The organism is Streptococcus sp. 2018WUSS126 (genome assembly GCF_044427425.1).
Classification (GTDB): Bacteria; Bacillota; Bacilli; order Lactobacillales; family Streptococcaceae; genus Streptococcus; species Streptococcus hashimotonensis.
Genome location: NZ_JAOTGB010000006.1, coordinates 65,896 through 89,611, shown reverse-complemented (window position 1 = coordinate 89,611; position 23,716 = coordinate 65,896). Strand labels below are relative to the sequence as shown.

The following is a 23,716-nucleotide window of genomic DNA, read 5'->3' as shown; positions in this document are numbered from 1 at the left end:
GGAGTAGAACAATTTCTAGTTTCTCAGAGACAGACTTTGGACTTCTTTTGGACATAATAAAACTCCCTTTATAGTTTCTAGTGAAAATTTTTGTTTTTTCACTGTCCACTATAAGGGGAGTATATCACTTGAGAATAGCAGTTTAATCTTATTTAATCTTGTCTTCTTCGTAGTCACCATTTGGACAGACAACTTGTTTACCACCACCACGAACTTTTTTCTCAACGAGATAGTGGTCGCATTTCGGACAAGAACGCCCGACTGGCTTGTCCCAAGAAGTAAATTCACACTCTGGGTAGCGATCGCAACCATAGAAAAGACGATTGCGTTTGCTCTTGCGTTCAATCACTTGCCCTTTTTGGCAAACCGGACAAGTCACACCGATTTCCTTGGTGATTTGTTTGGTATTGCGGCAATCAGGGAAATTGCTACATGCATAGAATTTTCCAAAGCGACCTAATTTAATAACCATTTCATGTCCACAAACATCACAGTCAAAGCCAGCTGGTTCATCCTTAATTTGGATTTTTTCCATCTGTTCTTCTGCCTTAGATAATTCTACCTTGAATGGCTGATAGAAACCGTCAATGACCTTCTGCCACTGCTCTTTCCCGATTTCTACATCATCCAATTTTTGTTCCATATCGGCTGTAAATTTGACATTGACAATATCTGGGAAGAATTCAACAATCAGCTTATTAACGATTTCTCCGAGTTCAGTTGGTTCAAATCGCTTAGCCGCAAGCTTAACATAGTAACGTTTTTGAATGGTTTCAATCGTTGGTGAATAGGTTGACGGGCGACCTACACCATTCTCCTCTAATGTTTTAATTAAGGTTGCTTCAGAGTAGCGAGCTGGCGGCTGAGTAAAGTGTTGTTCTGGATTTGTTGACGCGCGTACCACCGTGTCACCTTTTTCCATATCTGGCAACATCTTATTTTTATCAGCGTCGTTATAGACCGCCATATAACCATCGAATTTTACTTGGCTACCATTAGCAGCAAAAACAATACCATTTTGACCCAAACGAACACTCATGGTATCAAAAACTGCTGCAGCCATCTGACTTGCGACAAAACGATTCCAAATCAGTGTATATAGTCGCAATTGGTCCTTGTCCAGATATTTTGCAATTGATTCAGGTGTTAAGTTAACATTTGATGGACGAATGGCTTCGTGGGCATCTTGTGCACCACTGGCATTTTTTACTTTATTACCATGCTTTGAATAGGTAGCACCAAAACACTCCGTGATAAAGTCAGCAGCTTGTGCTTGTGCAACAGGGCTAATACGTGTTGAATCCGTACGCATATAGGTAATCAAACCTTGGGTACCACCTGTGCCAAGACTGACACCCTCATAAAGTTGTTGGGCAACCATCATGGTTTTACGAGTACGGAAATTGATTTTATTAGCCGCATCCATCTGCATGGTAGAAGTTGTGTAAGGCAGAGGTGCGTTTCGTTTGCGTTCCTTACGCTCAACCTGTTCTACTAAGAAATCATCCCCATCAAGTCGGGCGAGAATTTCTTTAACCTGCTCATTGTTTTCAATTTTAGTTTTCTTTCCATCTATACCGTAGAATGAAGCCTGGAATTTCTTGCTCCCCTTTTTGAAGGTTGCATCAATTGTCCAATATTCTTCTGGTTTGAAATTGCTGATTTCATTTTCACGGTCAATTATTAATTTGAGAGCAACCGATTGAACACGTCCTGCTGACAGACCTTTTTTGACTTTCTTCCATAAAATAGGTGATATGGAGTACCCTACAATACGGTCTAAGACGCGTCGAGCTTGTTGGGCATCTACCAAGTCTAGGTTAATAGCACGTGGCTCCTGAAAGGCATTTTTTACTGCATCTTTTGTAATTTCATTAAAGACAACACGGTTTTTATCGTTTGCGTCCAATCCCAAAATGTGAGCCAAATGCCAAGAAATTGCTTCTCCTTCGCGGTCCGGGTCACTCGCAAGAAAGACTTGCTTTGCATTTTTTGCTTCTTTTTTCAAAGAATTGATGAGTGGTCCTTTTCCACGTATATTGATGTACTCGGGTGCATAGTTGTTATCAAAGTCAATAGACATACTAGATTTCTTCAAATCTCGAATATGCCCGACTGAAGCAACGACCTTATAATTTTTACCAAGATATTTTTCGATTGTTTTTGCCTTAGCAGGCGACTCTACAATAACGAGATTTTTCTTGGTTGTTGTTTTTTTCTTACTAACTGTTTTTGTAGCCATTCTTATACCTTACAAATATTTTTAACCTCACAAAGAATATACTATTTTTCAGTCAGTGTCAAGATATTTATTTTCCTATAGGAAGACTTGTTTTAAAATTGATACTCAGAAATGATGTCCAAGCCTGATGTAATGCACTTTGCCCCCTCTTGAATCAGATGATGACAACCATCTGATTTTCCGTCCATAATGGAACCAGGAATGGCATAGACTTCCCTTCCTTCTTCCAAGGCACGTTCGCAGGTAATCAAGCTACCAGACCGCATTTTTGCCTCACAGACCACCAGACCTTCTACCAACCCAGCAATGATCCGATTCCGTTCAGGGAAATGGTATTTGAGTGGCTGAGCACCAGCTTCATACTCTGTCAGCACCAGATGGTGTTTGCCAATGTAGGTCTGCAAGTCCTTGTTTTCTTTGGGATAGACCTTATCCAAACCTGTTCCAATTACAGCAATGGTTTGGCCTCCATTTTTCAAACTGGCGATATGGGCAGCCGTATCAATTCCTCTTGCCAAACCACTGACAATGACAAAACGATTGTTGAGTTCTTTGATAATCTTCTGAACAGACTGAACGCCATTTTTACTGGCATTTCGTGTACCAACAACTGCCAGCTTTGATTTTTCTAGCAATTCTAAATCCCCTTGATAAAACAAAAGTACAGGTGGATTGTAAATCTGTTTGAGCGCCAAAGGATAGATATCATCTAAAATTGAAAATGATGGATACTTATTAAATTCCTCGCGACAGGCTTTTGTATCTAGATTCTTATAATTTTCCATAAATAGCACTGGATTTTTACATTCAGACACTACAGCGACATTACGTAAGGTCAATTTTTTACCGTGTTTTTCTTGATAGGCCAAAACTTTATTAATATTAAGATTGGTCAAACCTGCTTTTTTCCATTTAAACAATTCAAAATTATTCATTTTCTTCACCTCATTCTTATTGTTCGTAATGGAAAGAAAAAAATGGGAGTGGGAAAGAACTCGACCACAAAAAGAGTTCGTCAACAAGTCTTTATTTCTAGTTGTTGATCTGAAACAGTCTATCCCCAGACTGTTTCACTCCCACCCCCGCATAGCTCCAAAGGTTCGGGGAACCTTTGGAGGTTGGAGATGAAGCGAACTTTGTTCGCAACAGTCGTAATGGTCAGATTTGGAGTGTGAGACACGAACAAATCTACCAATCAACCACTGCGCTGAGATGTTGACAAGAACTCTGAGAAGTGGCGTTATTACTTTAATTTTCGAGGTATTTCTTTGATAACACGCGCAGGATTTCCCGCTAAAACGACATTATCACCAAAAGACTTGGTTACAACAGCACCAGCACCAGCACCAACAACGACATTGTCCCCCAAGGTCACGCCTGGTAAGATTGACACACCACCACCAGCCCAGAAATTATCACCAATGGTAATAGGTGCGCCATATTCTTTTCCTGAATTTCTTTCATCGGGATCTAAAGGATGTAATGGAGTCAGCAGTTGCACATTGGGACCAAGCATGGCATTTTTCCCGATTCGTATCGGACAGACATCAAGCATAGTACAGTTGAAATTAGCATAAAAATCCTCTCCGACATGAATGTTACTTCCGTAATCACAGTAGAAATTTGGCTCCATGTAAATCCGCTCTCCTGTAGCTCCAAACCAGTTTTTCAAGATTTGAGAACGTATAGAGCCATCTAATTCATTATTGAAGTCCCGCATCTTTTGGCGAGCCAGAGTTCTCATTTGTCTAAGTTCTGAATCGGCAGCTATATAAAATTGTCCTGCTATCATCTTTTCTTTTTCAGTCAGCATACATCTGCTCCTTTTTTTCTTCTTAATACATATCTTAGGTTTTATTAATCTAAAAGTCAATCCTTCTTGACAAGTCCAGCTAAGATTTGGTATTGTTCTTATTAATTTAAACCAACGAAAGAGGGAATCATGCAAGAAAAACATGAACAAACTATAACTTTGACTGCTGCTGAATTGCTTGGGTTGATACAAACTGAATCGGTGCAATTACTAGACGTTCGTGACCCAGAAGAATATTCAGCTGGTCATATTGATGGTGCTATTAATTGTCCCATGGATCGGATTGCCACATTTGATGGACCAGTCGACCAACACTATCTCCTCATCTGTAAGAGTGGAAAACGTAGTAAGCTGGCCAGAGAAATCATGTCATCTAAGGGATATAAGGCAAATGATATTGCAGGTGTCATGGATGCTTGGGACGGATTGATTGTGAAATAAGGGTATTTCGGAAAGGAAGTACCCTTTTTCTTTACTTTATTTTTTAAAAATTATATAATCTAGTTATCGATACTAGATAAAAGGAGGTGGATAACCATGAAACAAACTATCCCCTACTGGCATGAATTACCTGATTTAGATTTGTATTTGGACCAAGTTCTGCTGTATGTTAATCAAGTAGTCCATTCTCAGGAAAGCCTTGAACAGAAGAGTTTATACTCAATGAAAATCAACAGTAGCCTAGGAAACGAAGCTGATGATAGAACTGGGGTTCATCAAGGCAAGTTGACAAGGGATAATGTTGATGTTCGAAGAATATTAACTGCTGCCATGGTCAATAATTATGTCAAACACAAACAGATTGAAAAACCTGTTAAGAAAAAATATCAGAAACAGCAAGTTGCCCGCTTGATTGCCTTGACTATCTTAAAAAATGTCTTTTCTATTCAAGAAATCAGTCAGACCTTAAATCTTCTTCTCCAGACAGACAGTTCTGAAACATTATACAATCATTTTGTTGACTGTATGCGAAACGAGGAGAGCGATGAAACGCCTGAAATCATTCGTTATGCCTGCCAGTCTGTTAAACTATATTACAAAACCCGTCAACTCACTATGGAGTTAGAAAGGAGTCACCATGAATCCTAGTTTGAAATTGAGCCTGAAACTATCCTTTGGAGAGGAGGTTGCTAACAGTGTCACCCATGCAGTCGGAGCCCTGCTTATGTTGGTCTTACTCCCCATTACTGCTATCCATTCCTTTCAAGATTATAATGTGACAGCGGTAGTTGGCATGACTATCTTTGTCATCAGCCTATTTCTCATGTTCCTATCCTCTTCCATCTACCACTCCATGCCCTACGCTTCTACTCACAAATACATCCTAAGGATTATCGACCACAGCATGATTTACATTGCTATCGCTGGCAGCTATACACCTGTTGCCCTATCCTTGGTCGGTGGTTGGTTGGGGTATCTAATTGTTGGTTTACAATGGGGATTAACCATTTTCGGCATTCTCTATAAAATTTTCGCCGAAAAAATCAATGAAAAATTTAGCCTTTTTCTCTATCTCTTTATGGGCTGGTTGGTTGTCTTTATTCTGCCAGCCATTCTTCAAAAGACTGGACTTGTTTTCGGAATTTTGATGCTGGCTGGTGGTTTATCTTATACTATTGGAGCCCTCTTCTACGCCAAGAAAAAGCCTTATTTCCATATGATTTGGCATCTCTTTATCCTACTGGCTTCAGCACTGCAATATATCGCCATTGTCTACTTTATGTTATAAGAAAGCAGCTTCTAGAAACCTAGAGGCTGTTTTTAATGCATTAAACTGATAATCATTCCAATCAGATAAAGGGCTGACACAATGCTCAAAAATACCAAATGCGTCTTTCGGCTCATAACCAAGTACCCAACAAATTCCCGAATGAAAGCATTAAGGCTAAAGTAAAATCTGGTTTTTGCGCCGTAGCCGATACATTTGATTTTCAATTGTCGTGCCAATAGCAGAGCTCTGAAAACGTGATAGTAATTGGTTACAAGTGCAAAGCGACTGCCAGGTTTCATCAGGGCATAGGAAAATTTCAAGTTTTCCTCGGTATTGGTTGATTGGTTTTCTATCACAATATCTTCCGCAGGAATACCCTGTTCCAAGGCATAGTTAGCCATGGCCTGCCCCTCTGCCAGAAGTTCATCAGGACCCTGTCCGCCTGACATGATGAGCTTGCTGCCAGGATATTTCTGGTAGATCGCTATGCCTTTTTCAATCCGCGAAGCCAAAAGCGGCGTTACCTTATCACCAATCAAGCCAGCACCTAAGACCACTACATAATCAAGCTTGCCTGGGAAGAGATTGACCAAGTTGACAAAGCTAGACGTGGTATAGAGCATGCTGATGATAATAGCATATGACACCAAAAAACCAATGTAGACGAACACCATATTGAAAAAGCTGATGCCTGAAAGGGATTGAACCACAAAGGGAGTGATGAAGAGATAGAAAGTCAGGGCAACCGCCAGTCCCATGGATAGGAAATTATGGAAGCGAACCCCTTCTCTCTTCAAAATCTGAAAGCCATTCAGATAAAGTGTGAAAAGCAAGACAAATGGACCACTTAACAAGGCTAAAAAGAGCACCATCGCCATGGCTATAGCCAGCAAGCGCAAGATTTCATTGTTTTCGAGAATGCCTGTTGAGATAATCCATGCCAAGGCCCAGACGAGGATGTTCAAGGCAAACAGTGAGATAAAAATCGACCGCCGCTCCCAGAAATAGACGAGAGCAAACAAACCGATAGCCGCTAAAAATAACCAGAAAAAGACTGTCAAGACTAGTTTCCCCCTGCTACCATAGACTTAATGGGCTCAAAGGTCTTACGGTGAATTGGCGTGATGCCTAGCTTGTTCAAGCCTTCCAAATGCTCTGACGTTCCATAACCAGCATTCTTGGCGAAGCCGTAGCCTGAGAACTCCTTGTCATAATCCACCATCATCTTGTCCCGCGTCACCTTGGCCACGATAGAGGCCGCTGCGATAGACAGGCTGTTGGCATCCCCCTTGATGATAGAGGTTTGCGGCAGAGGTGTGTCCAACTTCATAGCATCTATTAAGAGGTGTTCAGGCTCTTGGTTCAGCTTTCCCAAAGCCTCTAACATAGCTAGCTTGGTCGCCTCGTAGATATTAACCTGGTCGATGACAGCTGCATCTTTGACGCCTACTCCGACTGCCACCGCTCGCTCCATGACTTCTTGGTAGATAGCTTCGTGCTTTGACTTAGGAATTTTCTTGGAGTCGTTGAGGTAGCGGATTTTGCAACTCTTGGGCAAGATAACTGCCGCTGCCACCACAGGACCTGCTAGAGGCCCCCGGCCGACTTCGTCGATGCCAGCGATCCACTCCACCCCATTTTCATAAAGGGCTTTTTCGTAACATAGCATAGCTTCTAAGCGAGCATCTTCTGCTGCTTCTTTTTCCAACTCCTTTTGGCGTTTCTTGATAGCAGCTTGGACCCCTGCTCGCACGTCCTGAGCCAAGTCTGCCCAGACAGGACTGTCTAGACTGTCCACCTGAGCCAGCAGAGCGGTCACTTCCTTAATCGTTGCCATCTAAGTCACTCACCCTGTCTAATGTATAAGTGCCCAAACGACCGTCCCGAACATCCTTGACAAAGAGGTTATAAAAACGGTCATAATCATCACGGAAACCCAGTTTCTTGGTCCAGTCCATGATGAGTTCAGGCGTTTCCTGCTCCAAATCCATGCCCTTGAACCGCTCTTGTAGACGTTCTGGGTAGTTGACCTTGAAATAGTCCAAACCAAAAATAGTCACTTCATCCATAGGCAAGAGCTGGTCCTTAATGGCTCCTGTCAGAGCCAACTTAAGTCCAACTTCCTGGTCCTCAAATTTAGGCCAGAGAATACCTGGTGTATCAAGGATTTCAAGATCCTTGTTTGACTTGAGCCACTGTTGACCTTTCGTCACACCTGGTTTGTTGCCGACAACGGCGATTTTCTTTCCAGCCAGACGATTCATGAGGGTAGATTTTCCAGCGTTTGGAATACCGATAATCATGGTTCGCAAGGTCTCCTTTTGAATCCCTCTTTCGCGGAGACGTTCAATCTTGTCTTTCATCAGACTCTTGGCTGCGTCGGTCACCTTTTTCACCGTCGCTTGCTCTTTTGAGTTGATAGCCAGGGTGCGAATACCCTGACCTTCAAAGTAGCTCTGCCATTCTTTGGTACGAACAGGGTCTGCCAGATCGACCTTGTTGAGAATCATGAGCTTGGGCTTGTCGCCGACAATCTTGGTCAGCATAGGGTTTTGGCTGGATAGGGGCAGGCGAGCATCGACCAAGATGGTCACGAAATCAACGTGCTTGATGTTCTCCTGCACCTGACGGCGAGCTTTTGACATGTGGCCCGGAAACCATTGAATTGTTGCCATGGGGTCCTCCTAAATATGATTCATTGAAAAAAGCCGTAAAAACGGCTTGTTTTTTTATTATTATAGCAGAAAATCAATATTTTGTCTTTCTTGTTCCTCTTAAATTCTCTCCCGTAACTTTTCAACAAAGAGATAGGCTGCGGGACAAATCAGAGTATTTTTTATTGTTAAATTGTTGATTTGGTAAATTTTCTTGCGGTCAGTATGCGGAAATTCTCGACAGGCTTTGGGACGAGCATCATAGATACTGCATAGATTATCGCCTCCAAGGAAGGGACAGGGCATGGATTGAAATACCTTATCTCCGTCCTCATCCACACGCAAGTACATGTCCTCAAAAACTGGAAGTTTCATGCGCAAATGCTTGGCAATTCGGGTAATATCTGCTTCTGTAAAGAGTGGTCCCAACGTTTTACAACAGTTGGCACACTCTGTACAGTCGATTTCAGAAAATACTTCGGCATGAATATCTTGAACAATTCTATCCAAATTTTTAGGTGCTTTTTTCTTCAAATTTGCTAGAAATTTTCGATGTTCTCCTTGCTTCTGCTGGGCCAATTGCTTGTATCTTTCAATATCGACGGTCATAAACTCTCCTTTTCGACCACTATTATACCACAAACTAGCTATTGAGCTCTGCTATTTTTCAAAACCTTCTTCAGAAAAAATCCTGCGGGAAACTTCGGATACGGGTAGACCAATAATGGTGTGAATATCCCCAGAAATACCTGCCACAAAGCGTGGGTCAAGCTCCTGAATACCGTATGCACCGGCCTTATCCAGTGGCTGCTTTTCACGGATATATGATTGAATAACCTCTTCAAGGGCTGGATAATAGTCGACAAAATCAATCTGTGCAACCGTATAAAAAACATCTAGTGAGTGTCTTGTCCGTAGGCAGACAGAGGTTACAACGTGATGACTCTTTCCAAAATAGGAACGTAACATGGTTTCAGCTTCTGTCAAATCTTGAGGCTTGTTAAAAATTTGCCCATCTGACACGACGATTGTATCCGCAGAAATGTAGAGATGGCCAGTTACCAAATCCATGTCCGATTTGGCTTTGGAAATTTCACAACAGGTTTTTGCAGCTCGAGTGAGAAAATCATCTGTAGCGAATTGTTTCATAAAATGTTCTTCGATACAACGCTCATCTACTTCAACTGATGCGATTTGTGGTTGTAAAAATCCCAATAATTGTTTACGACGTGGGGAGTTGCTAAGCAGAACGTAAGAACTAATCTGCTCACGATCCCCCTCTTTTTGATATTGAAATACAGTTTGCATGTTTCCTCCAGTCAAAAACAGAGTCCGAAGACCCTGTTTTCAGATGATTGATTAATTTTCTTTTCTACGACCTACTGCCATGGCCAGTCCTGCAAGACCTAAACCAAACAGGCTGAGCGTCAGATTCATCTGGTCACCAGTATTTGGCAAGACTCCTGCTTTTGTAGTTTTTACTGGACTTGCTACTTCTGGTTTTTTATCTCCTACTTTTGGAGAATCAACTGGGACCTTCTTGTCCGTTGCTGAAGTATTTTGTGCTTGATTAGATGGTGAATCTGTATTTTCGGCTGGAACAGTTTCTGGATTTGATGCTGGATTTTCTGGATCAGTATCCAATAAAATCTCGATAAAGTCTGGGTAGCCATCTTCATCCGTATCAATGCTTGAATTTACAGGAATGATACGTGAATATGGGTTGACAACCTCATAAGCTGATAAGTCAGCTGTCTTTAGGTATTCAGCAAAGACACTGTCCATTGAAGGACCTTCTTCTCGTGCTCCTCCAAGCATTGTGTAGCCGTCACCACCAGCAGCAAGGAAGTCATTTGTTGCTAAATAGTACGTTTTTTCAAGATCCAAGGCGTCATATTCGCCAGTCTCTGGATTAAGAATACCGATAAGAAGAACACGTTCTTCTACAGGAAGAGTTGGATCGTAGAATACATTTGCTCCTGAAATGTGTAGAAATCCACCACTAGCTTCAAAGAGTGGCATGCCATTTTCATCTAGAAGCATCTCGCCAGTTTCTGGATTCACTTGCAATGTAGATGATAAAGACTTGGTAAACATATCATAAATTTGCTGACCAGTCACAGTGATTTGAGAAACAATGTTACCAAATGGCAAGACTGCAATAATATCACCTTTTGTAACAGGCTGATCTTTAGCAATTGTTGCACGTAGACCACCACCGTTAGTCACAGCAAGGCTAGTTTTGTTTGAAAATCCTGTTTGACCATAGGCATAGATTGCATCTGTCACTGCATTCCCCAAGTTGGTTTCACGAACACGCACGTTTGAGCGGTCTCCGTTTAATTCCACTGGGTTATTTTCAATAACTACTTGAGCATTTTCAGCTTCATATTTTGCTTTAATTTCATCAACCAAGGCTGCGATTTTAGCATTTGGCGTCACATTTTTAGTATCCGCGGCAGAAATCAAACTAGCTTCACCCAATAATTTATCGGATTTCAAGGTTACTTTACCGATATTGTTCAAGTAAGAGCCTGTTTGATTATAAGTAACATTATCTCCATAGGTAGTCGCTTCTACCGTGTGGGAATGACCGTCGATAACAATAACACGTTTACCAGCTAATTTACTATTTTTAGAAAGTGCTTCAGCAAGAGTTGAGCCTCTCCATTCAACAGGCGTTGTAGAATCGACACCTAGGTGAGCTAGAATGATATAGTTCTTGTAAACACGATTATCTGCTAGAGCACGTGCTTCCACTTCGTCAATCACTTTATTGACTTCTGTGACTGGGTCGGTAAATGTTACTCCCTCAACATTTTTCGGATGGGTTTTTGTTGCAGTTTCAGGTGTTGTTACACCGATAACTACAAATTCATCACCTACAACAGTTGGAGTTTTATCGACGATAGTTGAAGCTTCAAAAACACGAGCGCCGTTAACGTAAGTGTTAGCACTCAATAGCGGGAAGTTCAAGGTTTCCTTGTACTTGATTGCTTGATCCATCCCAAAGTCAAATTCATGGTTACCAACAGCCATTGCATCATAGCCGACTTGGTTCATGATATTGGCGCGGTCTTCACCTTTTGTAGAGTTGGAAATTGGAAGTCCTTGGAAGGCATCACCAGCATCTACTACAATTGTATTCTTTACTTTGGCACGTTCTTCTTCAATGACTGCCGCAGCCTTAGCGTCACCAATGACATTCTTTTCTTCAAGAATGCGACCGTGAACGTCGTTTGTGTGGATAATGACTGCCTCTACTGTTTCTTCCGCAGCAGGGACAACAGTTTCCTCCGTTGCTACGTTTTCAACTGACGTTGCTGGTACCGTAGCAGTTGCATCAGTCGTTGCTGGCTGATTGGTTGTGGTAGCTGCAGTCGTTGTCTCAGCAGCTTGTACTTGTTGAGCTAAAACAAATGGAGCCAACAAGAGTGTGGACATTACAGGCAACAATAAATCTTTCTTTTTCATAAATTAACCTTCCTTTGGTGTTACTTATAGTACTATTATACACTTTTTACAGAAAAAAAACATTAAAATCGCTTACATGTCAAAAAGGTTCGAAATAAGCGAATTAGCTATCTAATCCGCTCATTTCCTATTTACCAAATACTATTTGTCCATTTGCAATGGTGTAAAGGACCTGTCCTTTCAGACTATCACCAACAAACGGAGAATTAGCAGACTTCGAGGCAAAATCTGCTGTAACCAACCGATTTGCATTTGGGTCAAAAATAACAAGATTAGCTGGGCCATTTTCAGCAAGATAGCCAGCATCAAGACCATAGAGCTTGGCTGGATTAATCGTCATTTTCTCCAGCAATTGCACGAGTGTCAGATGCCCTTCTTCCACCAGATGCGTCAAACCAAGTGAAAGCGAGGTTTCCAAGCCTGTCATTCCTGATGGGGCCTTTGTGAGATCTTCTACATTTTTCTCATCTGCGTGATGAGGAGCATGATCCGTCGCAATGACAGAGATAACACCAGATTTCAACCCATCAATCACAGCCAAGCGATCACTTTCTAATCGTAGTGGTGGGTTCATCTTAGCATTGGCACCTTTTGTTAGAAGTAAGTCCTCAGTTCGTGAAAAATGTTGGGGTGCTACTTCTGCCGTGACGCTTGCTCCGAGACCTTGAACAAATTCAACCACCTTGACCGACTCGGCTTTGGATAGATGCTGGATATGAACACGCGCACCCGTTTCATAGGCAATCATGACATCGCGAGCGACCATGCTGTATTCTGCTACGCCTGTTGCTCCACAAACATGAAAATGTTTTTCAGCTACTTGCTCGTTGAGTCCCAAGACGCCATTCAGGTCAGGGTCTTCTTCATGCAGGCTGATGAGACAGCCCTGCTCTTTGGCTAATTTCATAGCTTGTCTAACCACGCCAGCATTTGTCAAAGGAATACCGTCGTCCGAAAAGGCCACCGCTCCAGCTTCTAGCAAAGCAGGAAAATCGGTCAGGTTTTGCCCATCGAAATGATCTGTAATGGTTGCCACACTATAAATATGAATAGCTTCTTTTTTAGCGGAATCCAATACTTCTTTTAAGGTTTCAACATTTGAAATCGTCGGACTAGTATTAGCCATCATGACAACAGAAGTAAAACCACCCGCTGCTGCAGAAAGAGCTCCTGTATGAATATCTTCTTTATGGGTCTGACCAGGCTCCCTAAAATGCACATGAACATCGACCAAACCAGGAGCAACGACTAATCCTGTTGCATCAATCATCTGTTCAACGTCAGCAGAAATCGACTCCGCAATCTTAACAATCTTACTTCCGTCCATCAAGATGTCGCAAACCTTATCTAAACCGGATTGCGGATCCAATACTCGACCATTTTTCACTAATAACATTCATATTCTCCTTTGTAGTACCAAAGCCATTACTATCTACTATCGAAGCCAATCAATTCCTGTTCTGCCTTGTGAAGTCAAGTAGGCATTTGCTTGTGAGAAGGGCTTGCTTCCAAAGAAACCTCGATAGGCCGAAAGAGGGCTTGGATGAGCAGATTCGATAACCAGATGTTTTGGATTGGTTATCAACGCCTTTTTCTTGCGAGCATAAGCACCCCAAAGAATATAGACAACAGGCTGGTCTAAGCTATTGACCACCTTAATAACAGCGTCCGTAAAAGGCTCCCAGATTTGCCCTGCATGTCCATTTGCCTGACCTGCTGGAACAGTTAAACAAGCATTGAGCAAAAGCACACCTTGTTCCGCCCAGGCTGTCAAATCATGATCTTGTTTGACGCCAACATCATCCGTCAATTCTTTTAAGATGTTTTGAAGAGATGGCGGAGCTGGTACCGAGTTCGGAACAGAAAATGACAAGCCCTGTGCCTGACCAGGTCCGTGATAGGGATCCTGTCCCAAAATAACTACTTTAACCTCTTCCAAATCCGTCGTTTGAATGGCAGCAAATACCTTCTCACGAGGCGGATAAATGGTTCCACCAGCATAAACATGATCTAAAAACTGATTGATTTTACCAAAATAATGCTCTGGCAACTGCGCCTTTATCAATTCGTGCCAAGCTGAATGTTCCATAAACTGCTCCTAGTTTGAACTTTTCTCTTTAACAATATAAATCGGACGTTTCTTCGTTTCCAAGAAAACTTTTGCCAAATATTTACCGAGAATACCAATGGTCATCAACTGCAGACCTCCCAAAAATAGGATGATGCAAATAGTCGACGGCCAGCCAATTGTAGGGTCTCCGAACACCAAGGTTTTGAAAACCACAAAAACCATTAGAACTAGCGACAATAGGAAGGTGAAGAAACCTGTATAGGAGGCAATATTCAAAGGTGTATCTGAAAAGTTAATAATTCCTTCAATGGAGTAGGACAGTAGCTTCCAGAAAGACCAACTAGTTTCACCAGCGACCCTCTCAACATTTTCATATGGTAGGTATTCTGTTTCAAAACCAACCCAGGCAAAAATGCCCTTTGAAAAGCGATTGTATTCAGACACAGAAAGAATGGCATCTATCATGTGACGACGCATGAGACGGAAATCACGGGCACCGTCTACTACCTCGACCTGGCTGATTTTATTCATCAATTTGTAGAATAATTTCGCAAAAAAGCTACGAATTGGTGGCTCACCATCACGACTGACACGACGAGTTCCAACGCAATCTAAATCTGGATTTCCATCCAACATAGCCTTCATTTCCATCAACATTTCAGGTGGATCTTGCAAATCAACATCCATGACAGTCACTAGCTCACCTTTCGCAGCTTGTAGACCTGCATAGAGAGCAGCTTCTTTCCCGAAATTCCTTGAAAAGGAAAGATAGCGAACAGCTCGGTCTTGACCAGACAATTGGCGTAAAACCGTTAATGTCCTATCCTTTGAACCATCATTGACAAAAATATACTCAAATTGTTCCCCCATCTCCTTACGAACTTTCTCCATAGCATCGTAAAAATAGGGAATTGCCTCTTCTTCATTAAAACAAGGCACGATAACTGAAATCATGTTCTTCTCCTCATACGGTCAATTATTGTATTCTCAAAATACGTTAGAGACTATTATACCATTTTACAGGATAAGTTCCCAGAAATCGTGCGTGGGCTCGTTTTAAATCTAGTCTTCCTGCCAAGTTTCCTGATTTTGACGGAATTTTTTAAGCAGATTCAAACCATCTGCATTGATATATCCCTGTACTTTTGCGACCTTGATTAACTCTGAATAATTGCTGAGCGTCACCAATTTCACGCCAGCATTGTCAAAATTACGATCTGCCTTTGGCAATTCATAAGTAAAGATTGCCACAACACCAATAACGTCAGCGCCTTCACGCTCAGCTGCTGCTACGGCATCTAGAACAGACCCTCCAGTAGAAATCAGATCTTCAACGACAACCATTTTTTGTCCCTTGACGATGCGCCCCTCTAATTGATTCCCTGCACCATGGTCTTTGGGTTTGCTACGGATGTAAGCAAATGGCAAATTCATCCGATCTGCAATGATAGCGCCATGGGGAATACCTGCTGTGGCCGTTCCGGCAATCACCTCAACCTCAGGAAATTCCTCTTCAATGCGTTGGACAAAGCCATCTTCAATCAGATTTCGAGTTTCAGGATAAGATAGTGTAATACGATTATCTGTATAGATAGGGGATTTGATACCTGATGCCCATGTAAACGGCTTTTCAGGGCGCAGATGAACTGCCTTAATATCCAATAAGTGTGATGCGATTTCTGTTGCTAGTGTCATAATAGACCTCCTTCTAAATGCGTACCATTCCAACATGACCATCCCGCCGAATAGCCTGTCACTCCTAAAGTATTGGTTCAATCTATGAACCCTACAAAAAACTATATTTATCCCTGTTGAATTCTTACAGACTTCTCCTAGTCCACCATTTCAATCCATGAATTAAAATACTGTTCAATGAAATTGGTTTTCTCTTTTATTTCTGTCACGGTAAGTTTTTCATCAAGACCTGTCAGAACCCATTTATCCTCAACATCATCTCTGCGATGGATAATCGCGACCAATTTCCCCTCGAAAGCTGTCAAAGGCTGCCGAACAGCTTTGGAAATGATGTAAACATCTTGCTCTCACCATCTTCAGCCAATAGATTTGGAATGTAGCCATAATTGATGGGGTACTGGTTGCCAAATTTATCAATATACCCGATAGGTCTATCGATGATAACCTGATAAACCTTATTCACGATTCCACTCCTCTTTAATAGACAAATAGGTCTGGTAAGGATGTTCTGATTTTGTAATCGGGCGACCTACTACGATGTAATCACTACCGATTCGAGCAGCATCTGCTGGTGTCATAACTCGTTTCTGATCGCCTACTTCACCGCCAGTCGGACGAATCCCTGGCGTCAGGCACACAAAATCAGAACTTGTGGCATCTTTAATCAAAGCCACCTCATGCGCTGAACAAACCACCCCATCAAGACCAGCTTCTTGTGCTCTTTGAGCATAATGAACAACCGCTTCCTGCAAACTAGTCTGTATATTCTGGTCTGTTCTCATCTGCTCCTCTGAGGTAGAGGTCAACTGAGTGACCGCTATTAAAACAGCATCCTTACCCAATCCCCTTCGTGCTGCCCGCATCATCTCAACACCACCAGCAGCGTGAACGTTAGTCATATCCACACCGAGTTTTGCCAAGACTTTCATAGCAGACTCGACGGTATTAGGAATATCATGCAGTTTCAAATCTAGAAAAATACTGTGACCACAGCCTTTCAAATAATTGATAATACCTGATCCCTCCGCATAATACAACTCCATTCCAACCTTTACATAGAGTTTCTCATCTGGTGGAAACTGTTCCAGAAAAGACTGAACTTCTTCTTTACCTGCAAAGTCAAGGGCAATAATTGGTCTTGTTTCTTTCATAAAATCCTTTCATTTACACAAAAATCCCTGCCAAATCGGTCAGGGATGTGCACGAATTCAGCTTGAAAATCACCTTTCAAGCCTATTACATGACACCTTCCTAGCCTCTCTGGACTTAGTTAAAGGAGATATTTTCTTTATATTACTCTTTTATTTTACCTTTGTCAACGCTTACCCAAGCTATGTCTGATTTCTCGGCGTAAACCTTCCAAACTATCAATACCATAAACTTCCATGCGTTTTGGTAAGTCTTGAATAATCTTTGGACAAGCAAATGGGTCTGTAAAGTTGGCTGTTCCTACCCCTACGGCTGAAGCTCCTGCAACCATCATCTCTATGGCCTTGTCCGCCGTATCCACACCACCCATACCAATAATCGGTAAATCAGTCATCTGAGCAACCTGACGAATGAGTTTGAGAGCAACCGGAAAAACTGCTGGACCTGACATTCCTCCTGTACCATTTGCCAAGATTGGTTGTCGAGTTTTGAGATTGAATCGCATACCAACCAAGGTATTTATCATCGTCAAGCCAGTCGCTCCAGCATCCTCAGCAGCCTTGGCCAACAAGGTTATGTCTGCCACACTTGGTGTCAGCTTAACGTAAACAGGGACAGATGAGGCTTCGACTGCTGCTTTTACTGCTTGATAGGCTAATTCTGGTACCTGTCCAATCAAGAGACCATTATTTCCGTGGTCCACATTGGGACAGGAAATGTTCAGCTCGATAGCTTTTACGTTTGGAGCCTTTGAAATTTTTCCTGACACATAGGCATATTCTTCATTAGAAAAGCCAGCCACATTGGCAATGATAGGCAAGTCTGGAAAATGCTGTTCCAACCAGGGGAGTTTTTCGGATAAGACTACATCAATACCTGGATTTTGAAGTCCAATGGCATTGAGCATACCTGCTGGTGTCTCGGCTACACGGGGAGTCGCATTGCCATAACGAGGATGACGGGTAGTCGCCTTAATCATAATGGAACCAAGCTGATTAAGGTCATAATAATCTGCATACTCCTGACCAAAACCGAAGCAGCCAGAGGCTGGAATGATGGGATTTTTCAAGTCTAAGCCTGGTAAGGAAATCGCTAATCGTTTTGTCATTTCAACCTCCTATAAAATCAGACTACCAGTTGTAAAGACTGGATCTTCCTTGCAGACACGCTTGTTCTCGTGTTCTTGTCCCTCTTTGGGTTTGACAACACAGGCATAGCACGCCCCCATCCCGCAAGCCATCCTAGCCTCCAGTGAAATGTAGGCATGAGGATGGTCCTGAAAGCGTTGATCAACATAGTTCATCATAGCAGGCGCCCCACATGAGTAAATGGCAGCAAACTCGTTTGTCAGCTGTTCAACGACCGTTGCGACATTCCCCTTACGTCCATAGGAACCATCATCCGTTGTGACATGGACTTGGCCATAATTTGCTAATTCTTCTTCCAAAATGACAGCCTCTTTGGTGGCAAAGCCAATGACTGACGTGACTTTGGCGCCACGGTTCGCTGCCTGTTTCGCCACTTCCACCAAGGGAGGAACACCGATTCCTCCTCCAATGATGAGAATGCGGTCATCTTCTTTTAGAAAGTCTACTTCAAACCCTTTCCCAAGCGGTCCCATAACATCCAAATACTGCCCAACAGTCATTTTCGAAAAGACTTCCGTCCCTTGACCTTCCACTCGGTAAATAATCCGACATTGAGCCTTATTCCTATCAATCTCGGAAATAGATATTGGTCTCCGCAAGAGCATGGAATCATCTGGGACACGAATATGGATAAACTGTCCCATTTTCATATCTTGGACCATATCCCCCTGCAAGGTCATAGCAAAAATTCGTGGCGCTAGTTGGACTTGGTCCACCAGTAACATCCATTCTTTTAAAATCATCTTTTCTCCTATTCTATATAACAATGACACAGAAAACAAGAAAGTCGATATAGAGAAAAAACCTTGCTGGCTAGCAAGGTTACACGAAAAGAAGGCAACATTTGCCCTATTTATCACGTTCCCTTCTTCGCCTCTCTGGACTCAGTTAAAGGATATATTTTCAGCATTATACATTTTTTAGAATAATTTGTCAAATCATGTTACAATAGAGGTATGAGAATCCAACAATTATACTATATTATCAAAATTGCAGAAACAGGCAGTATGAATGAGGCTGCCAAGCAACTCTTCATTACCCAACCTAGCCTTTCCAACGCTGTACGAGACTTGGAAAAAGAAATGAAAATTAAAATCTTTTTCCGTAATTCTAAGGGCATTACCCTGACAAAGGATGGCATGGAGTTTCTTTCCTACGCTCGTCAAATTGTTGAGCAGACCGAACTATTGGAAGACCGCTATAAAAATCCGAATGCAAAACGCCAACTATTTAGCGTCTCTTCTCAACACTATGCCTTTGTCGTCAACGCCTTTGTCTCGCTTTTGAAAGAAACTGAAATGGAAGATTATGAACTCTTCCTACGTGAAACACGGACCTGGGAAATCATTGATGACGTTAAGAATTTCCGCTCAGAAATCGGAGTGCTTTTCCTCAACCATTTCAACCGTGATGTCCTGCTGAAACTTTTGGATGACAATCGACTATCCTATACAACTCTCTTCACTGCCAAACCACATGTATTTGTCAGCAAAACCAATCCTTTGGCACAAAGAAAGTCAATCACTCTCGATGATTTGGTAGATTTCCCCTATCTCAGCTACGAGCAAGGTATTCACAACTCCTTCTACTTTGCAGAAGAAATTCTAGCCCAGGAACACCATAAAAAATCGATTGTCGTATCTGACCGTGCCACACTCTTCAATCTCTTAATCGGTCTGGATGGCTACACAATCGCAACAGGTATCCTCAATTCAAATCTTAACGGAGATAATATTGTATCCATTCCTCTGGAATTTGACGATGAAATCGAATTGGTCTATATCCAACACGAAAAGGCATTGCTGTCCGACATGGGAGAAAAATTCATCAATTACCTACTTGAAGAGGTAAAATTCGACCAAAAATAAATACCATTTTATATATACAAGCAAAATACAATATGTTATGATACATTTATGAAAGACGTTGAAAAGAAAAATGAAAATAATTCATTTTTCTTTAAGGAAACGCTTTCATTTTTTTATACTCTATGCTATAATACATGTATCATATATATTAAGGAGTGGTTAGATGGCTCAAAATAAAATGTTAGCTATGATTCTTGCTGGTGGACGTGGAACACGTCTAGAAGGGTTGACAAAAAAAGTCGCCAAACCAGCGGTCGCATTTGGCGGAAAGTACCGCATTATTGACTTTCCTCTCAGTAACTGTGCCAACTCAGGTATTGATATTGTCGGAGTTTTGACTCAGTATGAGCCTGTTCTCTTGAACTCATACGTTGCTCAATCTCAACGTTGGGGGCTTGATGTACAAGGATCTGGTGTCTTTGTATTGCCACCGAGTGAAAAAATCGAAGGTTTCGGACTTTACAAAGGTACAGCCGACGCTATTACACAGAACATCGATTTCATTGATCTTCACGATCCAGAGTACGTATTGATTTTGTCTGGTGACCACATCTATAAGATGAACTACGACAAACTCCTTGATACACATATTCAGAAAAAAGCAGATGCCACGATTGCGGTTATCGAAGTTCCAATCAAAGAAGCTTCACGTTTTGGTATCATGAATACGGACGAAGATTACCGTATTGAAGAATTTGAAGAAAAACCAGAAAATCCTAAGAGCAATTTGGCATCAATGGGTATCTATATCTTCACTTGGAAGACCTTGAAAAAGTACCTTCAAGAAGATGACAAATTGGACACTTCATCTCACGATTTTGGGCATGACATCATTCCGAAATACTTAGAAGATGGCCGCACTCTCATTGCCCATCCATTCCGTGGTTATTGGAAAGACGTAGGTACCGTTAACAGCCTCTGGGAATCCAATATGGACTTGATTGATCACGCTGGAGATTTGGACCTTTCTGATCGCTCATGGAGAATCTATTCAGAGGATAAGGGATCTCCTGCCCAAGTCATTGGTGCGACTGCAACTGTTAAATCTGCCTATATTGATAAAGGAGCAGTTATTGATGGTACAGTAGTACATTCTGTTATTTCAACAGATGTACAGGTCAACCAAGATGCCGTCGTAAAAAATTCTGTCGTCCTGCCTGGTGCTATTATCGGCGAAGGTGTTGAGCTTGACTACGTCATCGTCGCTGAAAATATTAAAATTGCTGACGGAGTTAAACTCACAGGAGACATCGACCATATCCTCTTGATCGACAAGAATGTAACCAAGTAAGAAAGGACTGCTATGCTAAGAAATACTCTCGGAATTGTAAATATTGAAGGAAACAACGTACATTTTGGTGATGTGATGAAGCACCGTGGCGTACAAGCTTTCGGTTTCTTAGGTCGTTATCGCCTAATTGACTTTGCTCTATCCAATATGTCAAACTCTGGAATTACAGAATTCCAAGTGTACATGCCTGCCGAAATGCGTTCAACAATTCAGCACGTTGGTACAGGAAAACACTATAATATCAACAGTAAACGCGGTACCCTTCGCTTGCTCAATAGCGCAACAGACCCAAATAGTGTCTATCGTCACGATATTAATGCTTTCACAGAAAACATCCACTACATCGAAAATTCTACAAAAGATTATGTACTAGTTGCTCCATCTTACTTCATCTATAGCCAGGATTTTTCAAAAGTCATGGATGACCATATCGCAACGGATGCTGATATTACCGTTCTTTATAAAAACGTTTCAGATGCTAAAGAAAATTTCATCGGCTGCCAAACTCTCAAATTTGGTGAAGACCATCGTGTCGTAGCTTTTGAGGAAAACCATGGTAAATATAAAAACCGTCCCGTTTCCCTTGAAGCCTACATTATGAAACGGACTACATTTATCGACTTGATTAAACGTGCTAACAAAGTGTCATCTCTCTACTGGTTAAAAGATATTTTACGTGATACAGTTGACCAGTACAAGATTATGGGCTATGCACATCGTGATTATGTCGCATGTATCAATACGACTGCTTCCTACTTCAATACTCAAATTGAATTGATCGACCAAGATACCCGCAAACTCCTCTTCAAACATGATTGGCCAATCCATACCCAAACAAGTGATAGCTCACCATGTTTGTATGGTCCATTGGCAGAGGTCAAACGTAGCCTAATTTCAAACGGGGCGAACATCAATGGTCAAGTCGAAAATTCAGTCATTGACCGCGATGTTATCATCGAAGAAGGCGTTGTTATCAAAAACTCAATCATTCTCAACGGCGTGACAATCAAGAGTGGGGCAAATATTGAAAATGCAATTATCGATAAAGCAACTAAAATTATTCACCCAATTGACATCAAGGGAAGCGAAACCTCGCCTTCATACTTGAAACCACACCAAATCATTTAGGAGCTAACATGACAAAAAAATCTGTTCTCTTTGTAGCATCCGAGGGACTTCCGTTCATCAAGACTGGCGGATTGGCTGATGTTATTGGCTCTTTGCCAAAAGAATTGGTAAAACAGGGTTTAGATGTCCGAGTCGTTCTACCACTCTACAAAAAAATTGCAGTAAACAATCACTCTGATTTCGATTACGTATCAAGTTTTGATGTGCGGGCTGGCGACATCCAATCTATGGCAAATGTTTACAGTCAGGTTGTTGATGGAGTAACATTCTATTTTATTGAGCACCGCGATTTCTTTGAACGCGATGAACTATATGGATATGACGATGATGCCATGCGTTTTGGCTATTTCCAACATGCTACATGTCGTCTGTTAGAAGCACTTCATTTCTTCCCGGATGTCATGCACACACATGACTGGCACACTGCTGCCCTTCCATTCCTTTGCCGTACTTTCTATAGCTACCGCGAAGAATTCCGCAATATCAAGCATGTATTCACTATTCATAACTTGGCTTTTCAGGGAATTTTCCATAAACAAGCGCTTTGGTCAGCGCTTGGCATGGACTATAGCTACTATTTGGATGGTATTGCACGTTTTCATGATGAATGTATCAGCTTCATGAAGCTTGGTATCCTATACGCTGACAAGGTTACTACAGTTTCTGAAACTTATGCTCGCGAAATCCTAACGGAAGAATTCGGCGAAAACATGCAACATGTACTAGAGTTGCGCAAATATGACTTGGTTGGCATTGTCAATGGTATCGACTATGATAGTTGGGATAGTCAAACAGACCAGTACCTTGTGAGAAATTATAGTCTTGAAACGATTGAAAGTAAAAAGGCTAATAAACTGGCCCTGCAAGCACAATTTGCCCTTCCACAAGATGAGAATGTCCTATTGATAGGTATCGTCTCTCGCTTGACATGGCAAAAAGGGTTCTATCTCTTGACCGAGGTACTTGGCCATCTTCTTCAAGCCCATGTCCAATTTGTTATCTTAGGCAATGGTGAGGAAGACATTGAAAATGCCTTTAATCACTTTAAACACGCCTATCCTGATAAATTTGCATTCTACCGTGGTTACAATGAACCACTTGCCCACCAAATTTATGCAGCAAGCGATCTTTTCCTCATGCCTTCTATGTTTGAACCATGCGGCATTAGCCAGTTGATTTCAATGCATTACGGAACACTCCCTCTAGTGCGTGAAACAGGTGGCTTGGTTGATACTGTAGCACCATACAATATGTCTACCAAAGAAGGAACTGGTTTTAGCTTTGGAGGGCGTGACGCTTACAATATGCGACAAGTCTATGATTTAGCCCTTCAAACCTACTATGATCGTCCCGATGACTGGCATGCCATGGTTGAACAAGCTATGAAGCGTGATTTTAGTTGGACAGCTTCGGCAGAGAAATACATCTGGCTCTACCGTGAAATTAGTGGTTAGGAAATAAGATGAAAAAAT

Annotated in this window: 23 protein-coding genes and 1 pseudogene; 7 read left to right on the top strand and 17 right to left on the bottom strand. The window is 41.8% G+C overall.

All coding sequences use genetic code 11. The features are described 5' to 3' along the window. Nucleotides 1-148: 148 nt before the first annotated feature. The 3 genes from topA to ODU34_RS03615 form a co-directional block, all read right to left on the bottom strand. Nucleotides 149-2,242 (bottom strand): type I DNA topoisomerase, encoded by a 2,094-nt coding sequence (gene topA / locus ODU34_RS03625; protein WP_398578369.1) that lies wholly within the window; start codon nt 2,240-2,242, stop codon nt 149-151. A gap of 92 nt (nt 2,243-2,334) precedes the next feature. Next, entirely contained in the window at nt 2,335-3,177 is an 843-nt protein-coding gene (gene dprA / locus ODU34_RS03620; RefSeq protein WP_105178554.1) for a DNA-processing protein DprA, read from the bottom strand. A 308-nt stretch (nt 3,178-3,485) separates the two neighbouring features. Next, on the bottom strand, nt 3,486-4,055 hold the full coding sequence (locus tag ODU34_RS03615) for a sugar O-acetyltransferase (RefSeq protein WP_398578368.1): 570 nt from the start codon (nt 4,053-4,055) through the stop codon (nt 3,486-3,488). 129 nt (nt 4,056-4,184) lie between these two features. Here ODU34_RS03615 and ODU34_RS03610 point away from each other — a divergent pair, with 129 nt between their 5' ends. From ODU34_RS03610 to ODU34_RS03600, 3 genes are all read left to right on the top strand, one after another. Then, nucleotides 4,185-4,496 (top strand): rhodanese-like domain-containing protein, encoded by a 312-nt coding sequence (locus tag ODU34_RS03610; RefSeq protein ID WP_105178552.1) that lies wholly within the window; start codon nt 4,185-4,187, stop codon nt 4,494-4,496. Nucleotides 4,497-4,592: 96 nt separating this feature from the next. Beyond that, complete coding sequence (locus ODU34_RS03605; protein ID WP_105178551.1) at nt 4,593-5,144, top strand: DUF1836 domain-containing protein; 552 nt, start codon at nt 4,593-4,595, stop codon at nt 5,142-5,144. Then, nucleotides 5,134-5,784 carry a hemolysin III family protein gene (locus tag ODU34_RS03600; protein WP_105178550.1) on the top strand — a complete coding sequence of 217 codons (651 nt, stop codon included), beginning with the start codon at nt 5,134-5,136 and terminating at the stop codon, nt 5,782-5,784. Before ODU34_RS03605 ends, ODU34_RS03600 begins: the two co-directional genes overlap by 11 nt. A 32-nt stretch (nt 5,785-5,816) precedes the next feature. On the opposite strand, the gene ODU34_RS03595 is transcribed toward ODU34_RS03600, so the two are convergent. From ODU34_RS03595 to ODU34_RS03530, 14 genes and pseudogenes are all read right to left on the bottom strand, one after another. Next, nucleotides 5,817-6,827, bottom strand: a complete 1,011-nt coding sequence (locus tag ODU34_RS03595) for a YdcF family protein (RefSeq protein WP_105178549.1) — start codon at nt 6,825-6,827, stop codon at nt 5,817-5,819. Nucleotides 6,828-6,829: 2 nt separating this feature from the next. Continuing rightward, nucleotides 6,830-7,603 (bottom strand): ribonuclease HII, encoded by a 774-nt coding sequence (locus ODU34_RS03590; RefSeq protein WP_105178548.1) that lies wholly within the window; start codon nt 7,601-7,603, stop codon nt 6,830-6,832. Then, on the bottom strand, nt 7,590-8,441 hold the full coding sequence (ylqF, locus tag ODU34_RS03585) for a ribosome biogenesis GTPase YlqF (RefSeq protein WP_029175463.1): 852 nt from the start codon (nt 8,439-8,441) through the stop codon (nt 7,590-7,592). Before ylqF ends, ODU34_RS03590 begins: the two co-directional genes overlap by 14 nt. A gap of 99 nt (nt 8,442-8,540) precedes the next feature. Continuing rightward, nucleotides 8,541-9,029 carry a YkgJ family cysteine cluster protein gene (locus ODU34_RS03580; RefSeq protein WP_002936504.1) on the bottom strand — a complete coding sequence of 163 codons (489 nt, stop codon included), beginning with the start codon at nt 9,027-9,029 and terminating at the stop codon, nt 8,541-8,543. A gap of 51 nt (nt 9,030-9,080) precedes the next feature. Then, nucleotides 9,081-9,728, bottom strand: coding sequence for a nucleoside triphosphate pyrophosphatase (locus ODU34_RS03575; RefSeq protein WP_136647102.1), 648 nt, complete (start codon nt 9,726-9,728; stop codon nt 9,081-9,083). A 51-nt stretch (nt 9,729-9,779) separates the two neighbouring features. Then, nucleotides 9,780-11,894, bottom strand: a complete 2,115-nt coding sequence (gene nt5e / locus ODU34_RS03570; RefSeq protein WP_136647101.1) for a cell surface ecto-5'-nucleotidase Nt5e — start codon at nt 11,892-11,894, stop codon at nt 9,780-9,782. 127 nt (nt 11,895-12,021) lie between these two features. After that, nucleotides 12,022-13,290: a dihydroorotase gene (locus ODU34_RS03565; RefSeq protein WP_136647100.1), complete on the bottom strand. Its 1,269-nt coding sequence runs from the start codon at nt 13,288-13,290 to the stop codon at nt 12,022-12,024. A gap of 39 nt (nt 13,291-13,329) precedes the next feature. Next, a complete protein-coding gene (locus ODU34_RS03560; protein ID WP_024415416.1) occupies nt 13,330-13,983 on the bottom strand; it encodes a uracil-DNA glycosylase in 654 nt (217 codons plus the stop codon). Nucleotides 13,984-13,992: 9 nt separating this feature from the next. Beyond that, the gene (locus tag ODU34_RS03555) at nt 13,993-14,919 is read right to left on the bottom strand and encodes a glycosyltransferase family 2 protein (protein WP_136647099.1); all 927 of its coding nucleotides are present in this window, start codon (nt 14,917-14,919) and stop codon (nt 13,993-13,995) included. A 108-nt stretch (nt 14,920-15,027) separates the two neighbouring features. Beyond that, nucleotides 15,028-15,660 carry an orotate phosphoribosyltransferase gene (pyrE, locus tag ODU34_RS03550; protein WP_014637891.1) on the bottom strand — a complete coding sequence of 211 codons (633 nt, stop codon included), beginning with the start codon at nt 15,658-15,660 and terminating at the stop codon, nt 15,028-15,030. A 137-nt stretch (nt 15,661-15,797) separates the two neighbouring features. Next, nucleotides 15,798-16,123, bottom strand: a pseudogene (locus ODU34_RS03545) (inorganic diphosphatase). Then, nucleotides 16,116-16,811 (bottom strand): orotidine-5'-phosphate decarboxylase, encoded by a 696-nt coding sequence (pyrF, locus tag ODU34_RS03540; RefSeq protein ID WP_136647098.1) that lies wholly within the window; start codon nt 16,809-16,811, stop codon nt 16,116-16,118. The pseudogene ODU34_RS03545 and the gene pyrF overlap by 8 nt, the downstream one beginning before the upstream one ends. A gap of 164 nt (nt 16,812-16,975) precedes the next feature. Beyond that, on the bottom strand, nt 16,976-17,917 hold the full coding sequence (locus ODU34_RS03535) for a dihydroorotate dehydrogenase (protein ID WP_205014797.1): 942 nt from the start codon (nt 17,915-17,917) through the stop codon (nt 16,976-16,978). A gap of 9 nt (nt 17,918-17,926) precedes the next feature. Beyond that, nucleotides 17,927-18,739 (bottom strand): dihydroorotate dehydrogenase electron transfer subunit, encoded by an 813-nt coding sequence (locus ODU34_RS03530; protein WP_275585442.1) that lies wholly within the window; start codon nt 18,737-18,739, stop codon nt 17,927-17,929. A gap of 174 nt (nt 18,740-18,913) precedes the next feature. Between ODU34_RS03530 and ODU34_RS03525 the strand changes: the two genes are divergently transcribed. The 4 genes from ODU34_RS03525 (at nt 18,914) to glgA (ending at nt 23,698) form a co-directional block, all read left to right on the top strand. Continuing rightward, nucleotides 18,914-19,825: a LysR family transcriptional regulator gene (locus ODU34_RS03525; protein ID WP_012775137.1), complete on the top strand. Its 912-nt coding sequence runs from the start codon at nt 18,914-18,916 to the stop codon at nt 19,823-19,825. 163 nt (nt 19,826-19,988) lie between these two features. After that, the gene (locus ODU34_RS03520; RefSeq protein ID WP_105178540.1) at nt 19,989-21,116 is read left to right on the top strand and encodes a glucose-1-phosphate adenylyltransferase; all 1,128 of its coding nucleotides are present in this window, start codon (nt 19,989-19,991) and stop codon (nt 21,114-21,116) included. Nucleotides 21,117-21,128: 12 nt separating this feature from the next. Next, complete coding sequence (gene glgD, locus ODU34_RS03515) at nt 21,129-22,244, top strand: glucose-1-phosphate adenylyltransferase subunit GlgD (RefSeq protein ID WP_009909890.1); 1,116 nt, start codon at nt 21,129-21,131, stop codon at nt 22,242-22,244. Nucleotides 22,245-22,252: 8 nt separating this feature from the next. After that, entirely contained in the window at nt 22,253-23,698 is a 1,446-nt protein-coding gene (gene glgA / locus ODU34_RS03510) for a glycogen synthase GlgA (RefSeq protein ID WP_024385259.1), read from the top strand. Nucleotides 23,699-23,716 lie beyond the last annotated feature (18 nt).